Here is a 21,985-nt window from a genome sequence, read left to right as displayed (position 1 = left end):
ACTCCAGCGGAGTTCCTCATCATGAAGACCCAGATTTCACGCGACTCCCACGACTCCTCCAAGGGCTACTCCGGCGTCTACCAGCAGCAGGGGCGGATGCTCACCGACGCGGACTGGAACGAGTTGGTGTCCATCATCAACGACCGCGTCACCAGCGCGCTGCGGGACGTGGTGGGCAGCGGCGGCCCCGCCACCGGCAAGCTGCTCATCTCCAACACGCTGCAGATGACGCCCGGCAGCGTCTACGCGGACGGGCTGATGGCCTCGCTGCCCGGCACGACGCCCTTCACCTACGCCACCCAGCCGGACTTCCCATTGGCGCCGGGGGCACCCGCGGTGGGCGAGAGCCTCTACGCGGACGTCTGGGAGCGGCCGGTGCTGTTCCTGGAGGACCCGAACCTCCAGGATCCGGGGCTGCACGGCGCGGACACGAGCACCCGCACGCAGGTGATGCTGCAGATCAAACGCTGCCCCGCGGGCCAGCAACCCACGGACCCGCTCGTCAACCCGGGGCGGGGCAACGCGCCGCTCACCTTGTCCCAGCGCGTGGCGGGCACGGGGCCCGCCGCCCAGTTCACGGGCAACTACCTCTTCCGGCTGGAGGTGCATGACGTGAAGGGCTCGCCCACGGCGCCCAGCGAGCTCACGTTGAAGTGGTCGAGCGAGAACGCGGCGGAGGCCTACGCGAACGGGCCTGGCGTGCCCCAGGACTACCAGGGCAACGACTGGCTCTACGAGTTCTACAACGCCGCGACGGAGCGCCACCTGGGCGTGCACCTCGGCACGCCGCCGGCGGGGTTCCCCTCGCGCGGCCTGTTGAAGGAGGGCTACCCGGTCTCCGTGCCCGACGCGGCCACGTACCCGTTCGTGCGCAGGTGGGACGGCTGGTGCACGCTGACGCGCAACACCACGACGGGAGTCTGGACCTTCGTCAGCGGCGGGAGGGATCGCGGCGCGCCGCTGTCCACGGCCAATGCGCAGGGCGTGCATGGCCATGTGCGCATCGAGAGCGGCGTGCTGCACCTGGAGCTCCAGGACCTGGCGCTCGCGCTCACCCTGACGGCAGGGGGCACCACCAGCCGTGCCTTCGTCGCCGGGGACTACTGGCTGGCGCCCGTGCGCGAACAGGATGCCGCGGGGGACCAGGTCCTGAGCGGCGCGCAGCCCGTGGGGCTCCTCCATCGCTACGTGAAGCTGGGCGTCATCGCGTCGGGCGTCTTCACGCCGGAGCGGACGCTGGGGTTCCCCTCGTTGACACGGCTGATGTCTCCGTCCGTGGGGGACTCGGGGGCGAACTACGTCGGCACGGAGGCGCACGCGGACGTGACGGGCACCACGGTGCAGTCACAGCTCAGCTCGCTCATCCCCGTGTTGAACAAGGCGAACTCCGCGGCGAATGGTTCGGGCCTGATTGGCAGCGCGGCCATCACCGGCACGCCGAAGAACCTGCCGGCGGGCACGGTCCGGAGCCAGCTCACCCAGCTCGTCACCCACGTCAACACCCACGTGGCGTCGACCTCGACGGACCACGACGCGCGCTACTACCCGCGAACGGAAGCGAACGCGGCATTCGCCTCCACGAGCCACCTCCACGATGCGAAATACCCCTCGATTCTCTACCAATGGGCGTTCACGCTGGGGCCCGACGAGTCGTGGGCGGCGGCGGTGCCCCTCTTCACCCAGCCGCCGCTCATCGCGATGGGACTGAAGCTTCAGATCCCTCAGGGAGACGAGGATGACATCTACTTCGCCTTCAACGGGCCGATCCACTCGCAAATCGAGGTGGAGCTCTATCCCGGGGCGAGCAGCTCCAATGAGCTGTACGTGAGGAACACCTCCATCGAGACCGTCGACGTGCAGCTTCGCCTGTTCGACGTGCGGTAGGTCCCGGGGTCATCCCACGGTGCGCAGCAACAACTCCAGCTCCGGGCATGAAAGCCCGGAGTGCGAGGCCAGGGCCTCCAGGAGGGCCGTGCGCGCCGGGCCCTCCTGCAGCCGGAGGAAGATGGGGGAGAGCTCTTCAATGGCCTTCTTCCGCTCGGAGGCGGAGGCGCCGCGCCCCTGGGGCAGGGCGGTGGCGAGGAGGTAGTCGGTGAGAGGGCGCGCCTCGGAGAGCAGGCGGCGCATGGCCCCGGCTCCGGCGCGGAGGATGAACTCGTCCGGGTCCTCCTTGCCGGGGAGCTGCACCACGCGAGTCCTCGGGACGTAGAGCAGCAACAGGTCGGTGTTCTGCAGGATGCCTCGCCAGCCTCCGAGGTCTGGATCCAACATGACCACCAGCTCGCGGGCCCCCGCGGCGAGCAGCAAGTCGATCCGGGCCGTGCTCAGGGTGGTGGAGATGAGGCCGACGCTGTGGGGGAAGCCGGCCTGGTGCAGCAGCATGCAGTCGAAGCCTCCCTCGACGACGATGGCGGAGCCCTCGCCACGGATGGCGTCGCGGGCGTGGGTCAGCCCGAAGAGCGTCGTGTTGCGGATGAAGATGGAGGAGTTCCGGGTCTCCTGGTACTTGACTCGTTGATGGGGAGGGAGGTCCCGTCCGATGAATGAGAGGGGTTGTCCTTCCGGGGAGCTGAACGGGAGCATGACGCGCCGCTTGAAGTAGTCCGTGTGGCGGTCGCCCGCCCTCGGATGGCGCAACACGCCCGCACTCTCACCCGCGTCGAGGAGTTCCTCGGGTGCGAGTGTCTCCGCCAGCGCCGTCCCCGAGGCAGAGGCGTAGCCGAGACCGAAGGCCCGGGCACTCTCCAGCGCGACTCCGCGCGAGGCGATGTAATCCCTCGCGGCCTGTCCCTCCTCATCGTCCCAGAGACGCGATTGGAAATGGGTTGCCGCGAGGGTGACACACCGATGGAGTTCCTCTCGTTCCAGTCGAGCCGCCTGCTGGAAACCGTTCTCCTCGCCGCGCGTCTCGGTCTGGCTCATGGATGACAGGATAACGCGGGAATGGCGCTCACGCCCTCACCCGGTGGACGTACGCCCCGCTGGCAATGACAGCCGTGGAGCCTCGCCAGGTCCTCGCAGATACGAGGCATCCAGCTGATCCAGACGAGGGCAGCCCAACAGCGTCAAGGTGCGATCAATCTCCTTGCGGAAGAGCTCCAGCGCGAGTTCCACGCCGGCCTGGCCATCGGCGGCCAATCCATACAGGTAGGGCCGGCCAATCATGCAGGCTCGCGCGCCCAAGGCGATTGCCTTCACCACATCCGAGCCACGACGTACGCCGCCGTCCAGGATGACCTCCGCGCGCCCACCCACGGCGTCGACGATCTCGGGCAACACGTCGAGAGCGGCAGGCAGGCCATCCAGCTGCCTCCCTCCGTGGTTGGAGACGACGAGGGCCTGGACCCCGTGCTCCACGGCGCGCCGGGCATCCTCGGCGCAACTGATCCCCTTGAGCACCAGCGGACCAGGCCACAGCTCCCGAAGCCACTGCAGATCCGCCCAGGTGATAGAGGCATCGAACTGGCGCGAGGTATAGGCAGCCACGGAGACCGCATCCCGGCGCGTCAGCGCCTTGCTGTCCTCGAAGTTACCGAAGGTGGCCCGTGGTGAGCGGGTCATCCGCAGCACCCAACCCAGGTGCAGCAGGAGGTCAAAGGCATTGGCCACCGTGAGGCGCGGCGGCACCGTGAAGCCATTGCGCACGTCACGCTCGCGATTGCCCATGTCCGGGACATCCACCGTCACGCAAAGCGCCGTGTAGCCCGCGGCCTTCGCCCGTTCCACGAGCGAACGCGTGATTCCACGATCCTTCCAGATGTAGAGCTGAAACCACCCCGGTGCCGGAACCGCCGCGGCGACCTCTTCAATGGTGCACACCGACATGGTGCTCAGCGTGAAGAGGGCCCCCTTCTTCACGGCAGCCCGAGCCGCGAGGCGCTCCCCGCCCGGCGCGAGCAGACCCGCGAGGCCCACCGGCCCGAGGATCAACGGGAGCTCCAGCCGCTGCCCCAGCAGCGTCGTGGAGAGGTCCCGCGTGCTGACGTCCACCAGCGAGCGAGCCCGGAACGCATGGCGGCCAAAGGCTTCCCGGTTGGCGCGCACCGTGAACTCGTCGTCCGCGCCTCCCTCCACGAAATCGAAGAGGAAGCGTGGAATCCGGCGCCGCGCCCGCTGACGCAGATCCTCGATATTGGCTGTCTTGGGCATGTCCGTCTTCAGCCTCGTTAGGAGGGCTGGAGTTCAAGTCAACCATTCGTAATCCCCCAAAATCGCATTCCCCGCAAGGGCCTACCTTTCGTGGGTCGGGGTCGTTTATCGTCTCGCGGTGGCACGGGTGGTTTGCGTGCCTTGCTCCTGTCCGGGTCGCTCTCGCCATGCTCCTGCAAAACGCGCTTCACGCTTCGTTGACGGATCCGAGTCTGGAGGTCATGAACTTCCTGAACGAGATCGCGATCCGTTTTCCAGAGGCGATCTCGTTCGCTCCGGGGAGGCCGAACGAGCAGTTCTATGAAGCCGAAAAGCTCACCGTGTATCTCGACGCGTACTGCCGCTATCTGCGCGAGGAACGCGGGCTGACCGAGGCGCAGGTCAAGACGCAATTGTTTCAATACGGCCGGACCAATGGCCACATCCACGACCTGATCGCGCGGATGCTGGAGAAGGACGAGGGAATCCGGGCCGCGAAGGAGTCCATCGTCGTCACGGTCGGGTGCCAGGAGGGGATGTTCATCTCCTTGCGCGCGCTGTTTTCAGCGCCCACCGATGTGTTGCTGGTGGGCATGCCTTGTTACATCGGCATTACCGGCGCGGCCAAGCTCCTGGGAATCGAGATCGTCCCCGTGACGGAGCGCGAGGACGGGTTGGATCTGCAGGAACTTGAAGACACGCTGAGCAGGCTCAAGGCGGAAGGCAAACAGCCCCGAGCGCTCTACCTCGTCGCGGACTTCGCCAATCCCTCTGGGAAGAGCCTCCCGGTGCCGGCACGCAAGCGTCTGCTGGAAATCGCCAGGGGCGCGGGGTTTCTCATCATCGAGGACAACCCCTACGGCTTCTTCTTCCGGGAGGGCCCTCGAAAGCCCACCCTCAAATCCATGGATGAGCACCAGCAGGTCATCTACCTGGGCTCGTTCTCGAAGTCCGCCTTCCCTGGCGTGCGGGTGGGCTACGCAGTGGCGGACCAGCGCGTCCTGGGCGCCACGGGGAAGCAGCACCTGTTGGCGGACGAGTTCTCGAAGATCAAGAGCATGCTGACCGTGAATACGCCCGCGCTCAGCCAGGCCATCATCGGCGGGATGCTGGTGATGAATGAGGGGGGACTCCTTGACGCGAACCGCGAGGCGATTCGCTTCTACAAGGAGAACATGGACGCCACCCTCGGTGCGTTGGAGCGTCACTTCCCGAGGAGCGAGGCCTGGGCGCGAGACGTGACGTGGAACGTTCCCGAGGGCGGCTTCTTCCTGGTGATGAAGCTTCCCATCGAGGCCGATGAAGCCCTGCTCGAGCAGTCCGCGAAGCACCACCAGGTCATCTGGACGCCCATGCGGTATTTCTACCTGGGCTCGGGAGGAGAGACCGAGCTGCGGCTCTCCTGCAGCTATCTCACTCCCGCCGAGATTGAAGAGGGAATCACTCGCCTGGCCAGGCTGATCCGTTCGGCGCTGGAGCAGCAGCCCGCCCGGGCGCTCTCCGTGGGGTGAGGTTGTAGCGGGCTCAGGCGGCCGCGAACTGCCGCTCCACCAGCCGGCGGTACAGGCCTTCCTGCTCCATGAGGGAGGCATGGCTGCCGCTCTGGACCACCTGCCCGCCTTCCAGCACCAGCACGCGGTCCGCGCCGAGCACCGTGGACAGGCGGTGGGCGATGATGAGCGTGGTGCGCCCGCGCATCAGCCGCTCCAGGGCGTCCTTCACCAGGTGCTCGCTCTCCGCGTCGAGCGCGCTGGTGGCCTCGTCCAGGACGAGCAGGCGCGGGTCCTTGAGGATGGCGCGGGCAATGGCCACGCGCTGCTTCTGGCCGCCGGAGAGCTGCACGCCGCGCTCGCCCACGGAGGTGCGGTAGCCGTCCGGGAAGCGGCAGACGAAGTCGTGCGCGTTGGCGGCGCGGGCGGCGGCCTCCACCTCGGCCTCCGTGGCGTCCAGCCGCCCGTAGCGGATGTTGTCGAAGATGGAGCCGGAGAACAGCATGGGCTCCTGCGCCACCACGCCAATCTGCTGACGCAGCCACTCCGGGTCCACCGTGCGCAGGTCCCGCCCGTCCAGGAGGAGACTCCCGCCCTGCGGGTCATACATGCGCGCCAGCAGCCCGGCGATGGTGGACTTGCCCGCGCCGGAGGGGCCGACGATGGCCACCACCTCGCCGGGCTGGATGGCCAGGTTGAGGTCCTTCAGCACGGGCGCGTCCAGCCGCGTCGGGTAGGCGAAGCGCACGGACTGGAACTCGACGTGGCCCTGGAGGGGGTCGATGCGCTCACCGCCGGAGATGGGCATGCCGGGCTTGCGATCCAGCAAGTCGAAGACGCGCTCGGCGGAGCCGGAGGCCCGCATGAAGTCCGCCCACAGGTCCGTCAGCCCGCTCACCGACATGGAGACCAGCGTGGTGTAGACGAGGAAGGAGGTGAGGCTTCCAATGGACAGGTCGCCCCTCAGCATCAGCCGGCTGCCGTACCACAGCACGAGGGACCCGGCGATGAAGCCACCGAAGGTGCTGCCGCCGATGAAGAAGGCGGACAGCTGGGTGCGCCGGCGGGCCAGAGCGAGCGCCTTCGCCAGGGCGACGCTGTAGCGTCCCCCCTCGTGACGCTCGGCCGCGAAGGAGCGCACGGTGCGGATGCCGACGAAGATCTCCTCGGCCACCGCGTTGGACGCGGCGTGCTCGTCGTTCACGCGCCGGGAGGTCAACCGCATGCGCCGGCCATACACCATGGCCACCACCACCACCGGAGGCACCACGGTGAGCATCAGGAGCGTGAGCGTGGGCGAGGTGTAGAAGAGCAGCGCGACGCCGCCCAGCACCTGCGCCCCGCTGCGCAGCGCCATGGCGATGTTGCCGCTCACCGACTGCTGGAGCACCGCCGTGTCGGCGCCCAGCCGGGTGACCAGCTCGCCCGTCTTGCTGTTGTCGAAGAAGGCCACCTCCTGGGACACGAGGTGGGAGAAGAGCCGCTCGCGCAGCGCCTGCACGACGTTTTCGCCCGCGCTGGTGAAGAAGTAGTAGCGCAGCGCGTTCGCCACGGCCGTGACCGCGAAGATGACCGTCATCCAGAGCGTGGCCCGGTCGATGAGGGCCTGGTCCCGGGCGCCGAGCGCCTCGTCGATGATGAGGCGGATGGCCTGCGGGAAGAGCAGGGACAGCCCGCTGCCGATGAACAGGAAGAAGACGCCCGCGGAGAGCCTGCGCGCCTCGGGACGGGCAAGGCTCAGGATGCGGCGCGGAGTGACGGAGGACGCGGCAGGGGGCATGGGTCGGTCGGACGAGGAGGCGCGGTGGGCGTTTCCGGCCGGGTGCCGGAGTCACCGGAAAGCGGTGGGGGCGGGGGACGCGGGCTGCGTCAGGCCGCCTGGGCCTGCCTGCGGCCGCGGGTTTCGAGCGCGAGCCGCTCGAGGGTGTCGATGGCCACGCTGTCCTTGCGCATGGCCTTCAGCTCCTCGGAGAGCTTCTGGACGCGCGCGTGGAGCACCTGGTCCTTCAGCAGGGCCTGGACGCGCTCGCGGATGGCCTCCGGCGTGGCCTCGCGCAGCGACAACTGGTAGGCGAGTCCCTGCTTCTCCAGCAGCTCCGCGTTGAGCGGCTGGTCGGCGAACAGGGGGATGATGAGCATGGGCACGCCGTGCCGAAGGGCCCGGCCCACCGCGCCCCAGCCCCCGTGCGTCACCAGCGCCGCGACGTGGGGGAAGACCTGCTCGTGGGGCAAGAAGGCTTCGGTGCGGATGTGGGGGCCCAGGTTGTCGGGCACGTCGCGGGCGCCGGCCGTGGTGGCCAGGACCGGCATCCCCGTGGGGTCCAGGGCCTTCAGCACCCGGCGCATCAGCCCTCCGTCCTGGCCCACGCTGGTGGTGCTGACCAGCACGGTGCCGGGCGCGATGGGGCCGAACGTCGCGGAGTTCTCCGCGGTCGCCCCGTCGAAGGCGATGGTGCCTGCGTAGAGCTGCTCGCCCCGCCGGGGGACTCCCGCCAGGATGTTCTCGGGCACCATGGCGAGGTGGAGCTCGCTGGAGCCCATGGTCTGGAACAGCTCGGCGTGCTTCGCGGCGCGCGGCGGCAGGCCGAGCTTCGCCCGCGTGCGCCGCAGGGGCAGGAACGCCTCCACCAGGGCGTGCGTCAGCCGGGGCACGCGCCGCGCGAGCCGGCCCGGGGGCGCGGTGCGCAGCAGCACCGGCAGTCCATCCGCGTCGATGACGCTCCCCAGGTTGCCGGTGCTGATGGCGGGAATGCCCAGCCGCTCCGCCGCGTACCCCGCGCCGAAGGCGAAGTAGTCGTACACCACGCAGTCCACCTGCTCACGGCGCAGCAGGGGCTCCAGCTGGTGGCAGTAGTCCTCCACGCTGCCCAGCACCGCGCGGCGGTAGCACGCGAACCAGTAGGCCCTGCGCAGCAGCAGCGAGACGCGCATCCAACCGGGAAGCGTCTCGCGGGCGGCCTCCATCCGGTCCATGATGCCCCGGTAGTCGCCGACCGGCACCAGCTCCGCCCCCGAGGCCTCCACCTCGGCGGGGACGGCCTCCTCGGTGAACACGAGCACCCGGTGCCCGCGAGCGACCAGGCTCTGGGCCAGGTCGAGCACGCGCGTCAGGTGGCCCTTCATCTGGCCCTTGCCGCCCGGCGTGACCATGAGGAAGGTGGCCCGGTCACCCTGCCGCGCGGGGGTCGTGGGGGTCTGCATGGGGGACCTCGGGGGAGGCGCCGCGGCCCGGGTCACCCCGGGCGGGGCCGGGTTAGCGGAGGAAGTACTCGGCCTGTCCGTAGGGCATGCCCGCCGGAATGCCCTTCTCCGCGCAGTACGCGAGCAGCTTCCGGGACTCGACGAGCTGCGGGGAGTTCTCGTGGTAGCCCATCACCATGACGTGTCCCAGCCACGGCTCGCGGCCCATGGCGTAGATGTGGACCTGTCCGGGCTTGAGCCGCTGGACGATTTCAATGGCGCGCACGGCGTTGGAGCCGTTGAGCCTGCGCGACTGGTCCATCTTGCGCTGCATCGGCGCGGGCAGCAGCGGGCCGTACATCCAGCTCAGGGGCCCGCCCTCGGACTCCATGCCCAGCCACATCATGTCGATGTCGCCCACCTCGCGGTGGATGTGCTCGTACAGGTGGGGCTCCAGCGCGTTGGAGTCCGCCGCCATCAGCAGGGACTTGCCCTCCAGCTTGACGAGGTGGGCCAGCTTGGCCTGGATGTCCAGGTCGCCGTGCTCGCCGATGAAGGGCAGCCCGATGAGCTCGCCGTTGGGGAGCGGCAGGGACTCCAGCTCCGCCAGCGCCACCACGTTCTGGAAGCCCGCCTGCTTGAGCATCAGCTTGAGTGACGGGTCCGCCAGGCTGCCACCGCCGGCGGCCGGCACGACGAGGGTGCCGATGCGGTGCCGCAGCTGCAGCAGCGGCTCGAACATCAGGTGGTCCGCGTGGCCGTGGGTGATGAGGACGTAGTCGATCTTCTCCGGCAGGTCCGCGAAGGTGTAGCGCGGCAGGTCCGTGGGGAAGTCGTAGCTGACGACCGGGTCCGTGAGGATGCTGACGTGGCGTGACTCGATGAGCGCGCACGCGTGGCCGAAGTAGCGCACGCGCACCCCGTCCCCGTCGTACCGGGGCGCCGGACGCGGGGGCTCTTCCGTGAAGAAGGCGGCGAAGGTGTCCGCGTCCTTCTCCGCGATGCCCAGCGCCTCGCGCACGGGCGCCACCGGCGCCGGGGTGCGGCTCATGGCGAAGAGCCGGTCAAGGGCCTCGTGCCGGTAGGGCACCTTCACCTGGAGGCTGCCGTCCGCGGTGTCCAGGCGCGGCGTGCTGAAGACGTATGGGCGCTCGTCCCCGTGGATGAGCCGCATGGACAGGCTCTGCGAGGACTCGCGGTGGAAGGGGCTGCGGTAGAGCAGCGCCTCGAAGAAGCGCGGCGAGGCCCGGTTGTTCAGGTCGTACGTCAGCTCCACGTAGCCGCGCAGCAGGTCCGGCACGCGCGGGTACAGGTCCTCCAGCGAGTACCCCTCCGCGGTGGCCAGCAGCTTGTCCAGCTCCAGCATGGCCTTCGCGTACTGGAGCGACAGCGCCTCGTCCTTCAGCGTGCGCTCCAGCAGCGCCTTCACGTCGCCCACCCGGTCCACGCCGAGGTTGAGGTAGGGGCCGCCGCGCAGCGCCGGGCTCTTCAGCGCCGCCACGTGGATGGCCGGGTTGGCCACGAAGGACTCCATGATCTTCACATGGAGGTTCGCCACGAACAGCGGCGCCGTCATGGGCGAGGCCAGGAACCACCACGCGTACCACTGGTTGTAGAGCGGCTCGGTGACGACGTTTTGTTTCAGGAACAATGCGGGCTGAGACATCCTTCAATCCTTGGTGGCGCACGCCCTCGTGAGCGCGCACGGTCCGGCGGCTCCCTCGGGTCACGACCTGGGTCGGCTGCGGGTCACTGCGTGCGCGTGGGGCAGTTTGCCACAATCAGTGAAATTGTATAGGTGTCAGCCCAGCCATAATTGCATTCCGTGCATTGTGGGCTCTCTGTAGAAACTGCGGTGCAGCCGGGAAACATACATCTCTGAGGCTTGGTATGGGTGCAGGGCTTACCCCGCGTGGCGGCACGTTGGTGGAGTTGTTGTTGGGGCGGGCGGAGACGAAGCCCGACGAGCGCCTCTACACCTTCCTGGAAGAAGACGGCCCGGACGCGGAGCTGACGTATCGCGGGCTGGATGCGCGGGCGCGGCGTATCGCGGTGGCGCTCCAGGAGTCCACGCCCGCCGGTGAGCGCGCGGTGCTGCTGTATCCGCCGGGGCTGGAGTACGTGGCGGGCTTCTTCGGGTGTCTGTACGCGGGGGTGGTGGCGGTGCCGGCCTACCCGCCGGATCCGATGCGGCTGGAGCGGACGCTGCCGCGGCTGAGGGCCATCATCCAGGACGCGCAGGCGACGGTGGTGCTCACCACGTCCTTCGTGCTGTCGATGAAGGAGGCCCTCTTCGAGTTCGCGCCGGACCTGGCGGCGCTGCGCTGGGTGGCCACGGACGAACTGCCGGAAGGCGGGGAGGCAGGCTGGCGGGGCACGGAGGCGGATCCGGAGTCGCTGGCGTTCCTCCAGTACACCTCCGGCTCCACGGGCACGCCGCGCGGGGTGATGCTGAGCCACGGCAATCTGTTGCACAACCTGAGGCTCATCTCCGGGGCCTTCCAGGTGCGCGCTGACAGTGCGGGCGTCATCTGGCTGCCGCCGTACCACGACATGGGGCTCATCGGCGGCATCCTCCAGCCGCTGTACGCCGGCTTCGCGTGCACGCTGATGTCGCCGATGACGTTCCTCAAGAACCCCTTCCGGTGGATGGAGGCGCTGTCGCGCACCCGGGGCACCATCAGTGGAGGGCCCAACTTCGCCTTCGACCTGTGCGTGCGCAAGGTGTCGGAGGAGCAGCGGCGCCAGCTGGACCTGAGCCGCTGGGAGGTGGCGTTCTGCGGCGCGGAGCCCATCCGCGCGGAGGCGCTGGACCGCTTCGCGGAGGCGTTCGGGCCGTGCGGCTTCCGACGGGAGGCGTTCTACACGTGCTACGGACTGGCGGAAGGGACGCTCATCGCCTCCGGCGCGACGAAGGGCCATGTGCCGGTGCTGCGCACGCTGGACCGCAAGGCGCTGGAGCTGGGCCGGGCCGAGTCCCCATCCGCGAGCACGGAGGCGCGCACGCTGGTGGGCTGCGGCAAGTCCCTGGAGGACCAGGAGCTGCGGGTGGTGCACCCGGAGCTGCGCGAGCCGTGTCCCCCGGGAGTGGTGGGGGAGGTCTGGGTGTCGGGCCAGAGCGTCGCGCGCGGGTACTGGCGGCGGCCCGAGGAGTCCGAGGCGGCCTTCCAGGGGCGGCTGGCGGACGGGCGTGGCCCCTTCCTGCGCACCGGTGACCTGGGCTTCCTCGACGCGGACGGCGAGCTCTTCGTCACCGGCCGCATGAAGGACCTCATCATCCTGCGCGGGCGCAATCACTACCCGCAGGACCTGGAGCTGACCGCGGAGTCGAGCCACCCGGCGCTGCGGCCCGGCGGTGGCGCGGCCTTCGCCGTGGAGGTGGGCGGCCAGGAGCGGCTCGTCCTGGTCCAGGAGGTGGACCTGCGCCGCTACGCGAACCTGCGCCAGCAGTTCGAGGCGGGCGAGGTCGCCCTGGGCGCCATCCGTCAGCGGCTGGCCGAGGGGCACGAAGTGCGGCCCCACGCGGTGGTGCTCATCGAGCCGGGCAGCCTGTCGAAGACGTCCAGCGGCAAGGTGCAGCGCCGCGCCACCCGCGCGGCCTATCTGGAGGGTTCGCTGCGCGTCGTGCTGTCCTGGGAGGAGGAGGGTCCCCCGGAGGGTGGTCCTTCCGGTGGCGGTGGTTCCGGTGGCGGTGCTTCCGGTGGTCCGTCGAGTGGGTCGTCGTCCGGGCCGTCCTCGCCACCGTCCTCCGGGTCGGGCGGCGGGACGGCGCGCGCCGAGGGCGGGGCCGGCGCTCCGAGCCGGCTGGAGGCGGTGGAGGCGTGGCTGGTCTCGCGGCTGGCGGCGCGGCTGCAGCTGCGCCCCGAGTCGCTCCGGCTCGACGAGCCCATCACCCGCCACGGGTTGGACTCGCTGGCCGCCGTCGAGCTCGCGAACGACGTGGAGACCGGCCTGGGCGTGGCGTTGCCCATGGAGGTGCTCCTGCAGGGCCCCAGCCTGTCCGAGCTGGCCCGCCGCATCTGCGCGAAGCAGGAGGGGGCCCACCGGGGCGCGCCCACCCGGACGTCGAGCGAGGACGCGGTGCCGCTGTCCTTCGCGCAGCAGCGCCTGTGGTTCCTCCACCAGCTGGAGCCGGGCAGCCCGCTGCACCACATCCCCGCGGCCGTGCGTCTCACCGGCGAGCTGGACGTGGCGGCCCTGTCGGGGGCCCTCGGTGCGCTGGTGCGGCGCCACGAGGCCCTGCGCACCACGGTGGACGAACGGGACGGCGTGCCCGTGCAGCGCGTCCTCGCCCACCTGGACGTGACGCCGCGAGTGGAGGATCTGACGGACGTGCCCGCGGCCCGGCTCGAGGCGGAGATGCACCGGCGCCTGCGGGAGGAGGCGTGCCGCCCTTTTGACCTGACGCACGGCCCGCTGCTGCGTGCGCTCCTGTTGCGCACCGGGGAGCGGGAGCACGTGCTGCTGCTGGTGGTGCACCACCTCGTGGCTGACGGCTGGTCCCTGGGCGTGCTCGTGCGCGAGGTGGGCGCGCTCTACGCCGCGCTTCGCGAGGGCCGGGACGCCACGCTGCCGGCGCTCCCCGTGCGGTACGTGGACTACACGGTCTGGCATCGGGAGTGGCTGAAGGGCGACGTGCTGGAGTCCCAGCTCGCGTGGTGGCGCAAGCAGCTCGCGGGCGCGCCGCAGGTGCTGGAGCTGCTGGGGGACGCGCCCCGGCCGCCCGTGCAGTCCTACCGGGGCGCGAAGCGGCCCGTGCGACTGTCCGCGGAGCTCACCCGGGCCGTGCGCGAGTTGGCCGTGCGGGAGGGTGTGACGCCCTTCATGGTGTTGCTGGCCGCCTTCCAGGCGGTGTTGCACCGGTACTCCGGCCAGGAGGACGTGTGCGTGGGCACGCCGGTGGCGGGCCGGACGCACGCGGAGCTGGAGGGGATGGTGGGCGTGTGCATCAACACGCTCGTGCTGCGCACGCGGGTGGAGGGACAGAAGTCCTTCCGGGATCTGCTGGCGCGCGTGCGCGAGGTGACCCTGGGCGCCTATGCGCACCAGGACGTGCCCTTCGAGCTGCTGGTGCAGGCCCTTCAGCCGGCGCGCTCGCGCAGCCACGCGCCGCTCTTCCAGGCCATGCTCATCCTGCAGCCGGCCTCGGCGGTGTCGCCCGCGCTGCCCGGCGTGGAGGCGCGCCTGGAGGACGTGGACACCGGCACGGCGCAGTACGACCTGACGCTGTCGCTGCACCAGGTCCAGGGCGCGCTGGAAGGGACGCTGGAGTACAGCACCGACCTCTTCCAGGCCTCCACCGCCGCGCGGCTGGTGTCGAACCTGGAGACGCTGCTGACGGGCGCCGTGGCGGAGCCCTCGCGGGCGGTTTCCCAGCTGCCGCTGCTGTCGGAGGATGAGCGGCGGCGGGTGCTGGGGGAGTGGAACGCCACGCGCCGGCCCTATGAGGATGCGGGGCTCGCGGCGCTGCTGGAGGCGCAGGCGGCGCGCACGCCGGACGCGGTGGCGCTGGTGTGCGGCACGGAGCGCCTCACGTACCGCGCGCTGCACCGCCGGGCGAACGCGCTGGCGTCGCGGCTGCGCGCGGAGGGCGTGGGGCCCGAGGTCGTGGTGGGCCTGTGCGTGCGCCGCTCGGTGGAGCTGGTGGTGGGGATGCTGGGCATCCTCAAGGCGGGAGGCGCGTACCTGCCGCTGGACCCCAACTACCCGGCGGAGCGGCTGGCGTACATGTTGGAGGACTCGGGGGCGCGCCTGCTGCTGACGCAGGCGTCGCTGGCCGGGACGCTGGGCGCGGACGGAGTGCGCCCGGTCCTGGTGGACGCGCCGGAGGCGCTCGGCGAGGCGTCCGAGCACGGGCCTGGCGACGGCGCGGGCCCGGAGCACCTGGCGTACGTGCTGTACACGTCGGGCAGCACGGGGCGCCCCAAGGGCGTGCAGGTGGTGCAGCGCAACGTGGCCAACTTCTTCGCCGGCATGGACGAGCGCGTGCCGGTGGGGCCCCGGCCGGTGTGGCTGGCCGTCACCAGCGTCTCCTTCGACATCTCCGTGCTGGAGCTGTTGTGGACGCTGGCGCGCGGGTTCCAGGTGGTGGTGCATGGGGACGAGGTGGGCGCGGCCTCGGTGCTGGCGGAGGTGCGCCAGCACGCGGTGACGCACCTGCAGGGCACGCCGTCGCTGGCGCGGGCGCTGCTGCTGGAGCCCGGAGCCGAGGACGTGCTGGGCACGCTGCGCTGCCTGATGGTGGGCGGTGAGGCCCTTCCTCCGGCGCTGGCGGCATCGCTGGCGAGGCGGCTGCCCCGGCGGCTGCTCAACATGTATGGCCCGACGGAGACCACCGTCTGGTCCTCCACGCACACGGTGGGGGCGGCGGAGTCGCCGGTGCCGATTGGCCGGCCCCTGGCCAACACGGAGCTGTACGTGCTGGACGCGCACCTGCGCCCGGTACCGGGAGGCGTGGCGGGAGAGCTGTACATCGGCGGCGAGGGCGTGGTGCGCGGCTACCGCGGCCGCCCGGAGCTGTCGGCGGAGCGCTTCATTCCGGATCCGTTCAGCGGGAGGCCGGGGGCGCGGCTGTACCGGACGGGAGACCTGGCGCGGTGGAAGGCGGACGGGACGCTGGAGTTCCTCGGCCGCGTGGACTTCCAGGTGAAGGTGCGCGGCTTCCGCATCGAATTGGGCGAGGTGGAGGCCGTCCTCGCGCGGCACCCTGGCGTCCAGGCCGCGGTGGTGTCCGCCCGAGAGGAGGCGCCCGGGGACCGGAGGCTGGTGGCGTATGCCGTGCCCCGTCCGGGACACACGCTGGACGTCGGCTCGCTGCGCGAGCACCTGCGGCGCGGGCTGCCGGAGTACATGGTGCCTTCGGCCTTCGTTGTGCTTGCTGCGCTGCCGCTGACGCCCAACGGGAAGGTGGACCGCAAGGCGCTGCCCGCGCCGGAGGGCCGGGGGCTGGAGCCGCGCCGCGAGGCCTTCGTCGCGCCGCGCACGCCCACCGAGGAGCGGGTGGCGGGACTCTGGGCGCGCCTGCTGCAAGTGGAGCGGGTGGGCCTCCACGATGACTTCTTCGAGCTGGGCGGGCACTCGCTGCTGGCGGCCCGGCTGGTGGCAGCGGTGCGCGCGTCGTTCGGCGTGGAGGTGCCGCTGCGGGACGTGTTCTCGGCCCCGACGGTGGCCGGCCTGGCGGAGCGCCTCCAGGCCGCGGCGGGAGGCGGGCAGGCTTCGGCGCTGCCCCCGGTGCGGCCCGTGGCTCGCGGCGAGACGGCGCCGCTGTCGTTCGCGCAGCAGCGGCTGTGGTTCCTTGATCAGATGGAGCCGGGCAACCCGGCGTACAACGTCCCCGGCGCCGTGTGGCTCGACGGCGCCCTCGACGTGGCCGCCCTCGAGGAGGCGCTCCGCGAGGTGCTCCGGCGTCACGAGGCCCTTCGGACGAGCTTCCGCGAGCAGGAGGGAGGACCCGGCCAGGTCATCTCGCCCGTGCCGGCCGGCCCGCTGTTGGAGGTGGTGGAGGTCCAGGGCGGGGATGCGGCCGCGCGCGAGGACGAGGCCCTCCAGCGCTCCCGTGAGGAGGCCCGTCGTCCGTTCGAGCTCACGCGCGGGCCGTTGATGCGCGCCACGCTGCTGCGGCTCGGGGCGCATGAGCACGTGCTGCTGCTGACGCTCCACCACATCATCTCGGATGGCTGGTCGCTGAGGGTGCTGGTGCGCGAGGCGGTGCAGGCCTATGGGGCCCTCGTCGAGGGACGTGCCCCCGTGCTGCCACTGCTCCCGGTGCAGTACGCGGATCATGCGCTGTGGCAGCGGGAGTGGCTCCGGGGCGAGGTGCTGGACGCGCAGGTGGCCTGGTGGCGCGAGCAGCTGGCGGGGGCGCCTCCCGTGCTGGACCTCCCCACCGACAGGCCCCGCACGGCGGTGCAGGGCTTCCGCGGCGCGCTGCTGCCGGTCCAGTTGCCCCGGGAGCTCTCCGGCGCGCTGAAGTCGCTGGCCCGTGCGGAGGGCGTCACGCCCTTCATGGTGCTGCTGGCGGGGCTCCAGGTGCTGCTGTCGCGGTACTCGGGACAGCAGGACGTGAGCGTGGGCACGCCGGTGGCGGGGCGCCACGGCGCGGAGGTGGAGGAGCTGATCGGCGTGTTCATCAACACGCTGGTGCTGCGCACGAAGCTGGAGGCCGAGGCGTCCTTCCAGACACTGCTGGGACAGGTGCGCGAGACGACCCTGGGCGCGTTCGCGCACCAGCAGGTGCCCTTCGAGCGGCTGGTGCAGGCGCTCCAGCCCGAGCGGCGGCTGGGGTACTCGCCGCTGTTCCAGGTGATGCTCATCCTCCAGCAGGACCTTCAGGCCGAGCTGAACCTGCCCGGGCTGAGCGCGCGCCTGCGCGACGTGGATGTCGGCACCTCCCGCTTCGACTTCACGCTCTCCCTCGCGGACACGGCGGAGGGATTCCAGGGGACGCTGGAATACAGCACGGACCTGTTCGAGGCGGCGACGGTGCAGCGGATGCTGGGGCACCTGCGCGTGCTGCTGGAGGCTGCGGTCGCGGCGCCGGAGCGCAAGCTGTCCGAGGTGACGCTGCTGACGGAGGCGGAGCGTCAGCAGGTGGTGAAGGGGTGGAACGCGACGGAGCAGGAGTACGCGCGAGAGAGCAGCATCGCGGAGGAGCTCTCGCGTCAGGTGGCGCAGAGGCCGGACGCGGTGGCGGTGGAGTGCGGGGAGGAGCGGCTGACGTACGGGCAGCTGGATGAGAAGGCGAACCAGCTGGCGCACTTGCTGAGAAGCAAGGGAGTCGGAGCCGAGGAGCGGGTGGGGTTGTGCCTGGAGCGCTCGGTGGAGTTGGTGGTGGCGCTGGTGGGCATCGCGAAGTCCGGAGGCGCTTACGTGCCGCTGGAAGCGGACTACCCCCAGGCGCGGCTGGAGCAGATGGTGTCGGAGGTGAAGCCGCGAGTGGTGGTGACGCGGCGGGCGCTGGCGGAGAAGTTGCCGGTGCAGGGCGTGGAGTGCGTGCTGCTGGAGGAAGTGCAGGCGCAACTGGCGCAGCAGCCGAAGCACGCGCCGAGGAGTGGGGTGGGTGGACGCAACCTGGCGTACATCGACTTCACGTCGGGAAGCACGGGCAAGCCCAAGGGCGTGTGCACGGAGCAGCGCGGAGTGCTGCGCACGGTGAAGGGGACGAAGTACGCGCAGCTGGGCCCCGAGGAGACGCTGCTGCTGATTGCGCCGGTGTCGTTTGACGCTTCGACGCTGGAGGTATGGGGCAGCTTGCTGAATGGGGCAAGGCTGGTGGTGTACCCGCCGGGGCCGGTGGGAGACGTGGAGGAGTTGAAGCGGGTGGTGAAGGGGCAGGGCGTCACGACGCTGCACCTGACGGCGGGACTCTTCGCGCAGGTGGTGGACGCGGACGTGGAAGTGCTGCGCGGCCTCAAGCAGTTGCTGACGGGCGGAGACGTGGTGTCGGCGCCGCACGTGCGCCGGGTGGTGGAAGAGCTGAAGGTGCCGGTGACGGCGTGCTACGGCCCGACGGAGAACACGCTCTTCACCAGCTGCCACCGGATGACGGAAGCCAGTCAGGTGGGCGAAGTGGTTGCCATTGGCCAGCCGATTGGGAACACGCGCGTGTACGTGCTGGACGCGGCGCTGAATCCGGTACCGGTGGGCGTGGCTGGCGAGTTGTACGCGGCCGGCGAGGGCGTAGCGCGAGGCTACCTGGGAAGCGCGGAGCTGACGGCGGAGCGCTTCATCCCGGACCTGCACGGAGGCCTGTCCGGAGAGCGGATGTACCGGACGGGAGACCTGGCGCGGTGGCGCGCGGACGGGACGCTGGAGTTCCTGGGCCGAGCGGACACGCAGGTGAAGGTGAGAGGCTTCCGCATCGAGCTGAGCGAAGTGGAGGGAGCGCTGCGAGCGCACCCGGCGGTGAAGGAAGCAGTGGTGGTGGCCAAGGGCCAGGGCGCGGGCGACAAGCGCCTCGTCGCCTACGTCGTCGGTCAAGGCTCCGAGCTTCTGGATGTAGGGGAGCTGCGCCGCGCGCTCCAGAGCCGGGTGCCGGAGTACATGGTCCCCGCGATCTTCGTGCCCCTGGAGGCGCTGCCGCTGACGTCGAACGGCAAGGTGGATCGCAAGGCCCTGCCCGAGCCGGAAGGCGTTCGCCCGGAGCTGGCGCGTCAGTACGTGGCGCCGCGCACGGAGGTGGAGAAGACGCTGGTGGAGGTCTGGGCCCAGGTGCTGGGGCTGGACCGCGTGGGCGTGCAGGACAACTTCTTCGAGCTGGGCGGTGACTCCATCCTGAGCCTGCAGGTGGTGTCCCGCGCGAAGAGGGCGGGCCTGGAGGTGACGCCGAAGCAGCTCTTCCAGAAGCAGACGGTGGAGGCGCTGGCGCAGGTGGTGAAGGCCGCGCAGGTGGTGGCCGCGCAGGGCCCGGTGGAAGGTCCGGTGGAGCTGACGCCTGTGCAGCAGGCGTTCTTCGCGCAGGAGCGGCGTCAGCCGCACCACTTCAACCAGTCGCTGCTGCTGGAGGTCTCGCGCGCGCTGGACGCGGCGGTGCTGGAGAAGGCGCTGTGCGCGGTGGTGAAGCACCACGACGCGCTGCGGATGCGCTTCGAGCGAGTGGACGGCGAGTGGAAGCAGCGCAACGCGAGCGTGGAAGAAGCGGGCGCGCTGAAGCTGGAGCAGGTGGACCTGCGCGGGGCGCAGGACGTCGCCACGGAGCTGGAGCAGGTGGCGACGCAGGTGCAGGGCAGCCTGGACTTGGAGAAGGGCCCGCCGATGAAGGCGGTGCTCTTCGAGCTGGGAGAGAAGGGCCGGCGCTTGCTGGTGGTGGTGCACCACCTGGTGGTGGATGGCGTGTCGTGGCGGGTGGTGGTGGAGGACGTAGAGCGGGCGTGTGAGCAGGTGGAGCTTGGTCCGAAGAGCGCCTCGTACCAGCAGTGGGCGAGGAGGCTGAAGGAGTACGCGGGGCAGGTGGAAGGAGAGGTGGCGTACTGGGAAGCGCAGGGCGCCGCGCAGGTGCTGTCGCTGCCGGTGGACGAGGCGGGAGGCCGCAATGAGACGGGCCTGGAGGGAGAGGTCCGTCTGGAGTTGAGCCGTGAAGAGACGGCGGCGCTGCTGCGCGAGGTGCCCGGCGCGTACCGGGCGCGAGTGGACGAGGTGCTGCTGGCAGGACTGGTGGCGGCGCTGAAGAAGTGGAGAGGGCTGGAGCGGGTGCGTGTGGAGCTGGAAGGCCACGGGCGCGAGGAGGAAGTGGGGCTGGAGGTGTCGCGCACGGTGGGTTGGTTCACCAGCGTGTACCCGGTGGTGGTGGAGGCGCCGAAGGCGGAAGGCGCGGGCGCTTGGGTGCGCGCGGTGAAGGAGTCGGTGCGGCGGGTGCCCGGCAAGGGCCTGGGCTTCGGGCTGCTGAAATACCTGGGCAGTGACGAGAGTCAGAAGAAGCTGCGTGCGCTGCCGAAGGCGGAAGTCGTCTTCAACTACCTGGGACAGGTGGATGCGACGGCGGCGCAGTCGAAGTACTTCGCGCCGGCGAAGGAGCGGGCGGGCAAGGCGCAGGCGAAGGGTGAGAAGCGCGAGCACGTGTTGGGCGTCAACGGGCTGGTGGTAGGCGGCCGCCTGGAAGTAGCCATCGACTACGGACGGGAGCTGCACCGGCGCGAGAGCGTCGAGGAGCTGGCGCGGCACTACGCGCAGGAGTTGCGTCAGCTGCTGCGGCAGCGGACGGAATCCGAAGCAGGGCTGTGGACGCCGGTGGACTTCCCGCTGGTGAAGGCCAGCGCGCAGCAGTTGGAGAAGGTGCTGGGCCGGGGCGAGGGCGTGGAGGACGTCTATCCGCTCTCTCCGCTGCAGCAGGGCCTACTTTTCCACTCGCTGCTGGAGGCGGGCAGCGGTGTCTACGTGGAGCAGCTCACCTGGGAGGTGCGCGGCGGACTCGACGTCTCGGCGTTCAGGAAGGCGTGGGAGACGGTGGTGGAGCGGCTGGCCGTCCTGCGCACGCGCTTCCTCTGGGAAGGGCTGGAGGATCCGCTGCAGGTGGTGCAGAGCACGGTGCAGCTGCCGTGGGAAGAGCGTGACTGGAGCAGCCTCGGGCGCGAACAGCAGCGGAGCACGCTGGACGAGTACCTGAAGGCGGACAGCCGCCGGGGCTTCGAGCTGGGCCATGCACCGCTGATGCGCATGGCGGTGATGAAGCTGGGCGAAGACGGCTGGCGCTTCGTCTGGAGCCACCACCACCTGCTGCTGGACGGGTGGAGCCTCGGCCTGGTGCTGGATGAGCTGTTCGCCACCTACGAGTCGCTGGTGACGGGCGCGCAGGCGCGAAGCAGCGCTCGCTCCGCCTACCGCGAGTACATCGCGTGGCTCGGGAAGCAGGACACGAAGACGGCGGAGGCGTACTGGCGTGAGGCGCTGAAGGGCGTGAGCGCGTCGACGCGGTTGCCGCTGGAGGCGCGCGGCTCGAAGAGCATCAAGGGCCAGCAGGAACTGCATGTGCAGCTGACGGAGGGAGAATCGTCGGCGTTGCAGGGCTTCGCGCAGCGGCAGCAGGTGACGGTGAACACGCTGGCGCAGGGCGCATGGGCGCTGGTGCTGGGACGTCACGCGGGCGAAGGCGAAGTCGTCTTCGGCGCCACGGTGGCGGGCCGTCCGACCGAACTGGATGGCGTCGAAGGCATGGTCGGCCTCTTCATCAACACGCTCCCGGTCCGGGTGAAGTTGCCAGGGGACGAGGTGGTGACGGAGTGGCTGAAGGGGCTCCAGAAGCAGCAGGCCGAGCAGCGGCAGTTCGAGCACAGCGCGCTGGTGCAGGTGCAGGGCTGGACCGACGTGCCGCGCAGGCAGCCGCTCTTCGAGAGCCTGCTCGTTTTCGAGAACTACCCCATCGATGACTCCCTCAAGCGCAGGACGGCCCAACTGGACGTCCGGGACGTGTGGCTCGGGGAGCGGACGAACTATCCCCTCACGCTGTCGGTGATCCCGGGGCCTCAGCTGCGCTTGAGGCTGGCCTACGAAACCTCCCGCTTCGAGCAGCGCGGGATGGATGCGCTGCTGAGCCAGTGGAAGGTGGCGCTGCTCGGATTGGTGACGAGCGCCAGCAAGCGGCTGGAAGCGGCGCCACTGCTGACGGAGGCGGAGCGTCAGCAGGTGCTGAAGGGATGGAACGCGACGGAGCAGGAGTACGCGCGCGAGAGCAGCATCGCGGAGGAGTTCGAGCG

General features: G+C 70.3%; 8 protein-coding genes. 3 read left to right on the top strand and 5 right to left on the bottom strand.

Annotation, left to right across the window (positions count from 1 at the left end; translation table 11 throughout):
- The first annotated feature begins 21 nt into the window (after positions 1–21).
- A complete protein-coding gene (locus tag GTZ93_RS28870; RefSeq protein WP_139921905.1) occupies positions 22–1,884 on the top strand; it encodes a DUF6519 domain-containing protein in 1,863 nt (620 codons plus the stop codon).
- Between the two features lie 9 nt (positions 1,885–1,893).
- Here the strand turns inward: GTZ93_RS28870 and GTZ93_RS28865 are convergent, their stop codons facing one another.
- The gene (locus GTZ93_RS28865; protein WP_139921906.1) at positions 1,894–2,922 is read right to left on the bottom strand and encodes a toprim domain-containing protein; all 1,029 of its coding nucleotides are present in this window, start codon (positions 2,920–2,922) and stop codon (positions 1,894–1,896) included.
- A 36-nt stretch (positions 2,923–2,958) separates the two neighbouring features.
- Complete coding sequence (locus tag GTZ93_RS28860) at positions 2,959–4,149, bottom strand: alpha-hydroxy acid oxidase (RefSeq protein ID WP_139921908.1); 1,191 nt, start codon at positions 4,147–4,149, stop codon at positions 2,959–2,961.
- Between the two features lie 221 nt (positions 4,150–4,370).
- Between GTZ93_RS28860 and GTZ93_RS28855 the strand changes: the two genes are divergently transcribed.
- Complete coding sequence (locus tag GTZ93_RS28855; RefSeq protein WP_219629107.1) at positions 4,371–5,639, top strand: aminotransferase-like domain-containing protein; 1,269 nt, start codon at positions 4,371–4,373, stop codon at positions 5,637–5,639.
- A 13-nt stretch (positions 5,640–5,652) separates the two neighbouring features.
- On the opposite strand, the gene GTZ93_RS28850 is transcribed toward GTZ93_RS28855, so the two are convergent.
- The 3 genes from GTZ93_RS28850 to GTZ93_RS28840 all read right to left on the bottom strand — a co-directional run bounded on the left by GTZ93_RS28850 (position 5,653) and on the right by GTZ93_RS28840 (position 10,464).
- Positions 5,653–7,398, bottom strand: coding sequence for an ABC transporter ATP-binding protein (locus GTZ93_RS28850; RefSeq protein WP_121752891.1), 1,746 nt, complete (start codon positions 7,396–7,398; stop codon positions 5,653–5,655).
- Positions 7,399–7,487: 89 nt separating this feature from the next.
- Positions 7,488–8,819 carry a glycosyltransferase gene (locus GTZ93_RS28845; protein WP_161663132.1) on the bottom strand — a complete coding sequence of 444 codons (1,332 nt, stop codon included), beginning with the start codon at positions 8,817–8,819 and terminating at the stop codon, positions 7,488–7,490.
- Between the two features lie 52 nt (positions 8,820–8,871).
- Positions 8,872–10,464, bottom strand: coding sequence for an MBL fold metallo-hydrolase (locus GTZ93_RS28840; protein WP_121752889.1), 1,593 nt, complete (start codon positions 10,462–10,464; stop codon positions 8,872–8,874).
- A gap of 224 nt (positions 10,465–10,688) precedes the next feature.
- Between GTZ93_RS28840 and GTZ93_RS28835 the strand changes: the two genes are divergently transcribed.
- Positions 10,689–21,985: non-ribosomal peptide synthetase (locus tag GTZ93_RS28835; RefSeq protein ID WP_161663131.1), on the top strand; the 11,297-nt coding region annotated here is incomplete at its 3' end.

Source organism: Corallococcus exiguus (genome assembly GCF_009909105.1).
GTDB lineage: Bacteria > Myxococcota > Myxococcia > Myxococcales > Myxococcaceae > Corallococcus > Corallococcus exiguus.
Note: the sequence above shows the minus strand (reverse complement) of the source record. Positions and strands in the feature narration are given on the sequence as shown.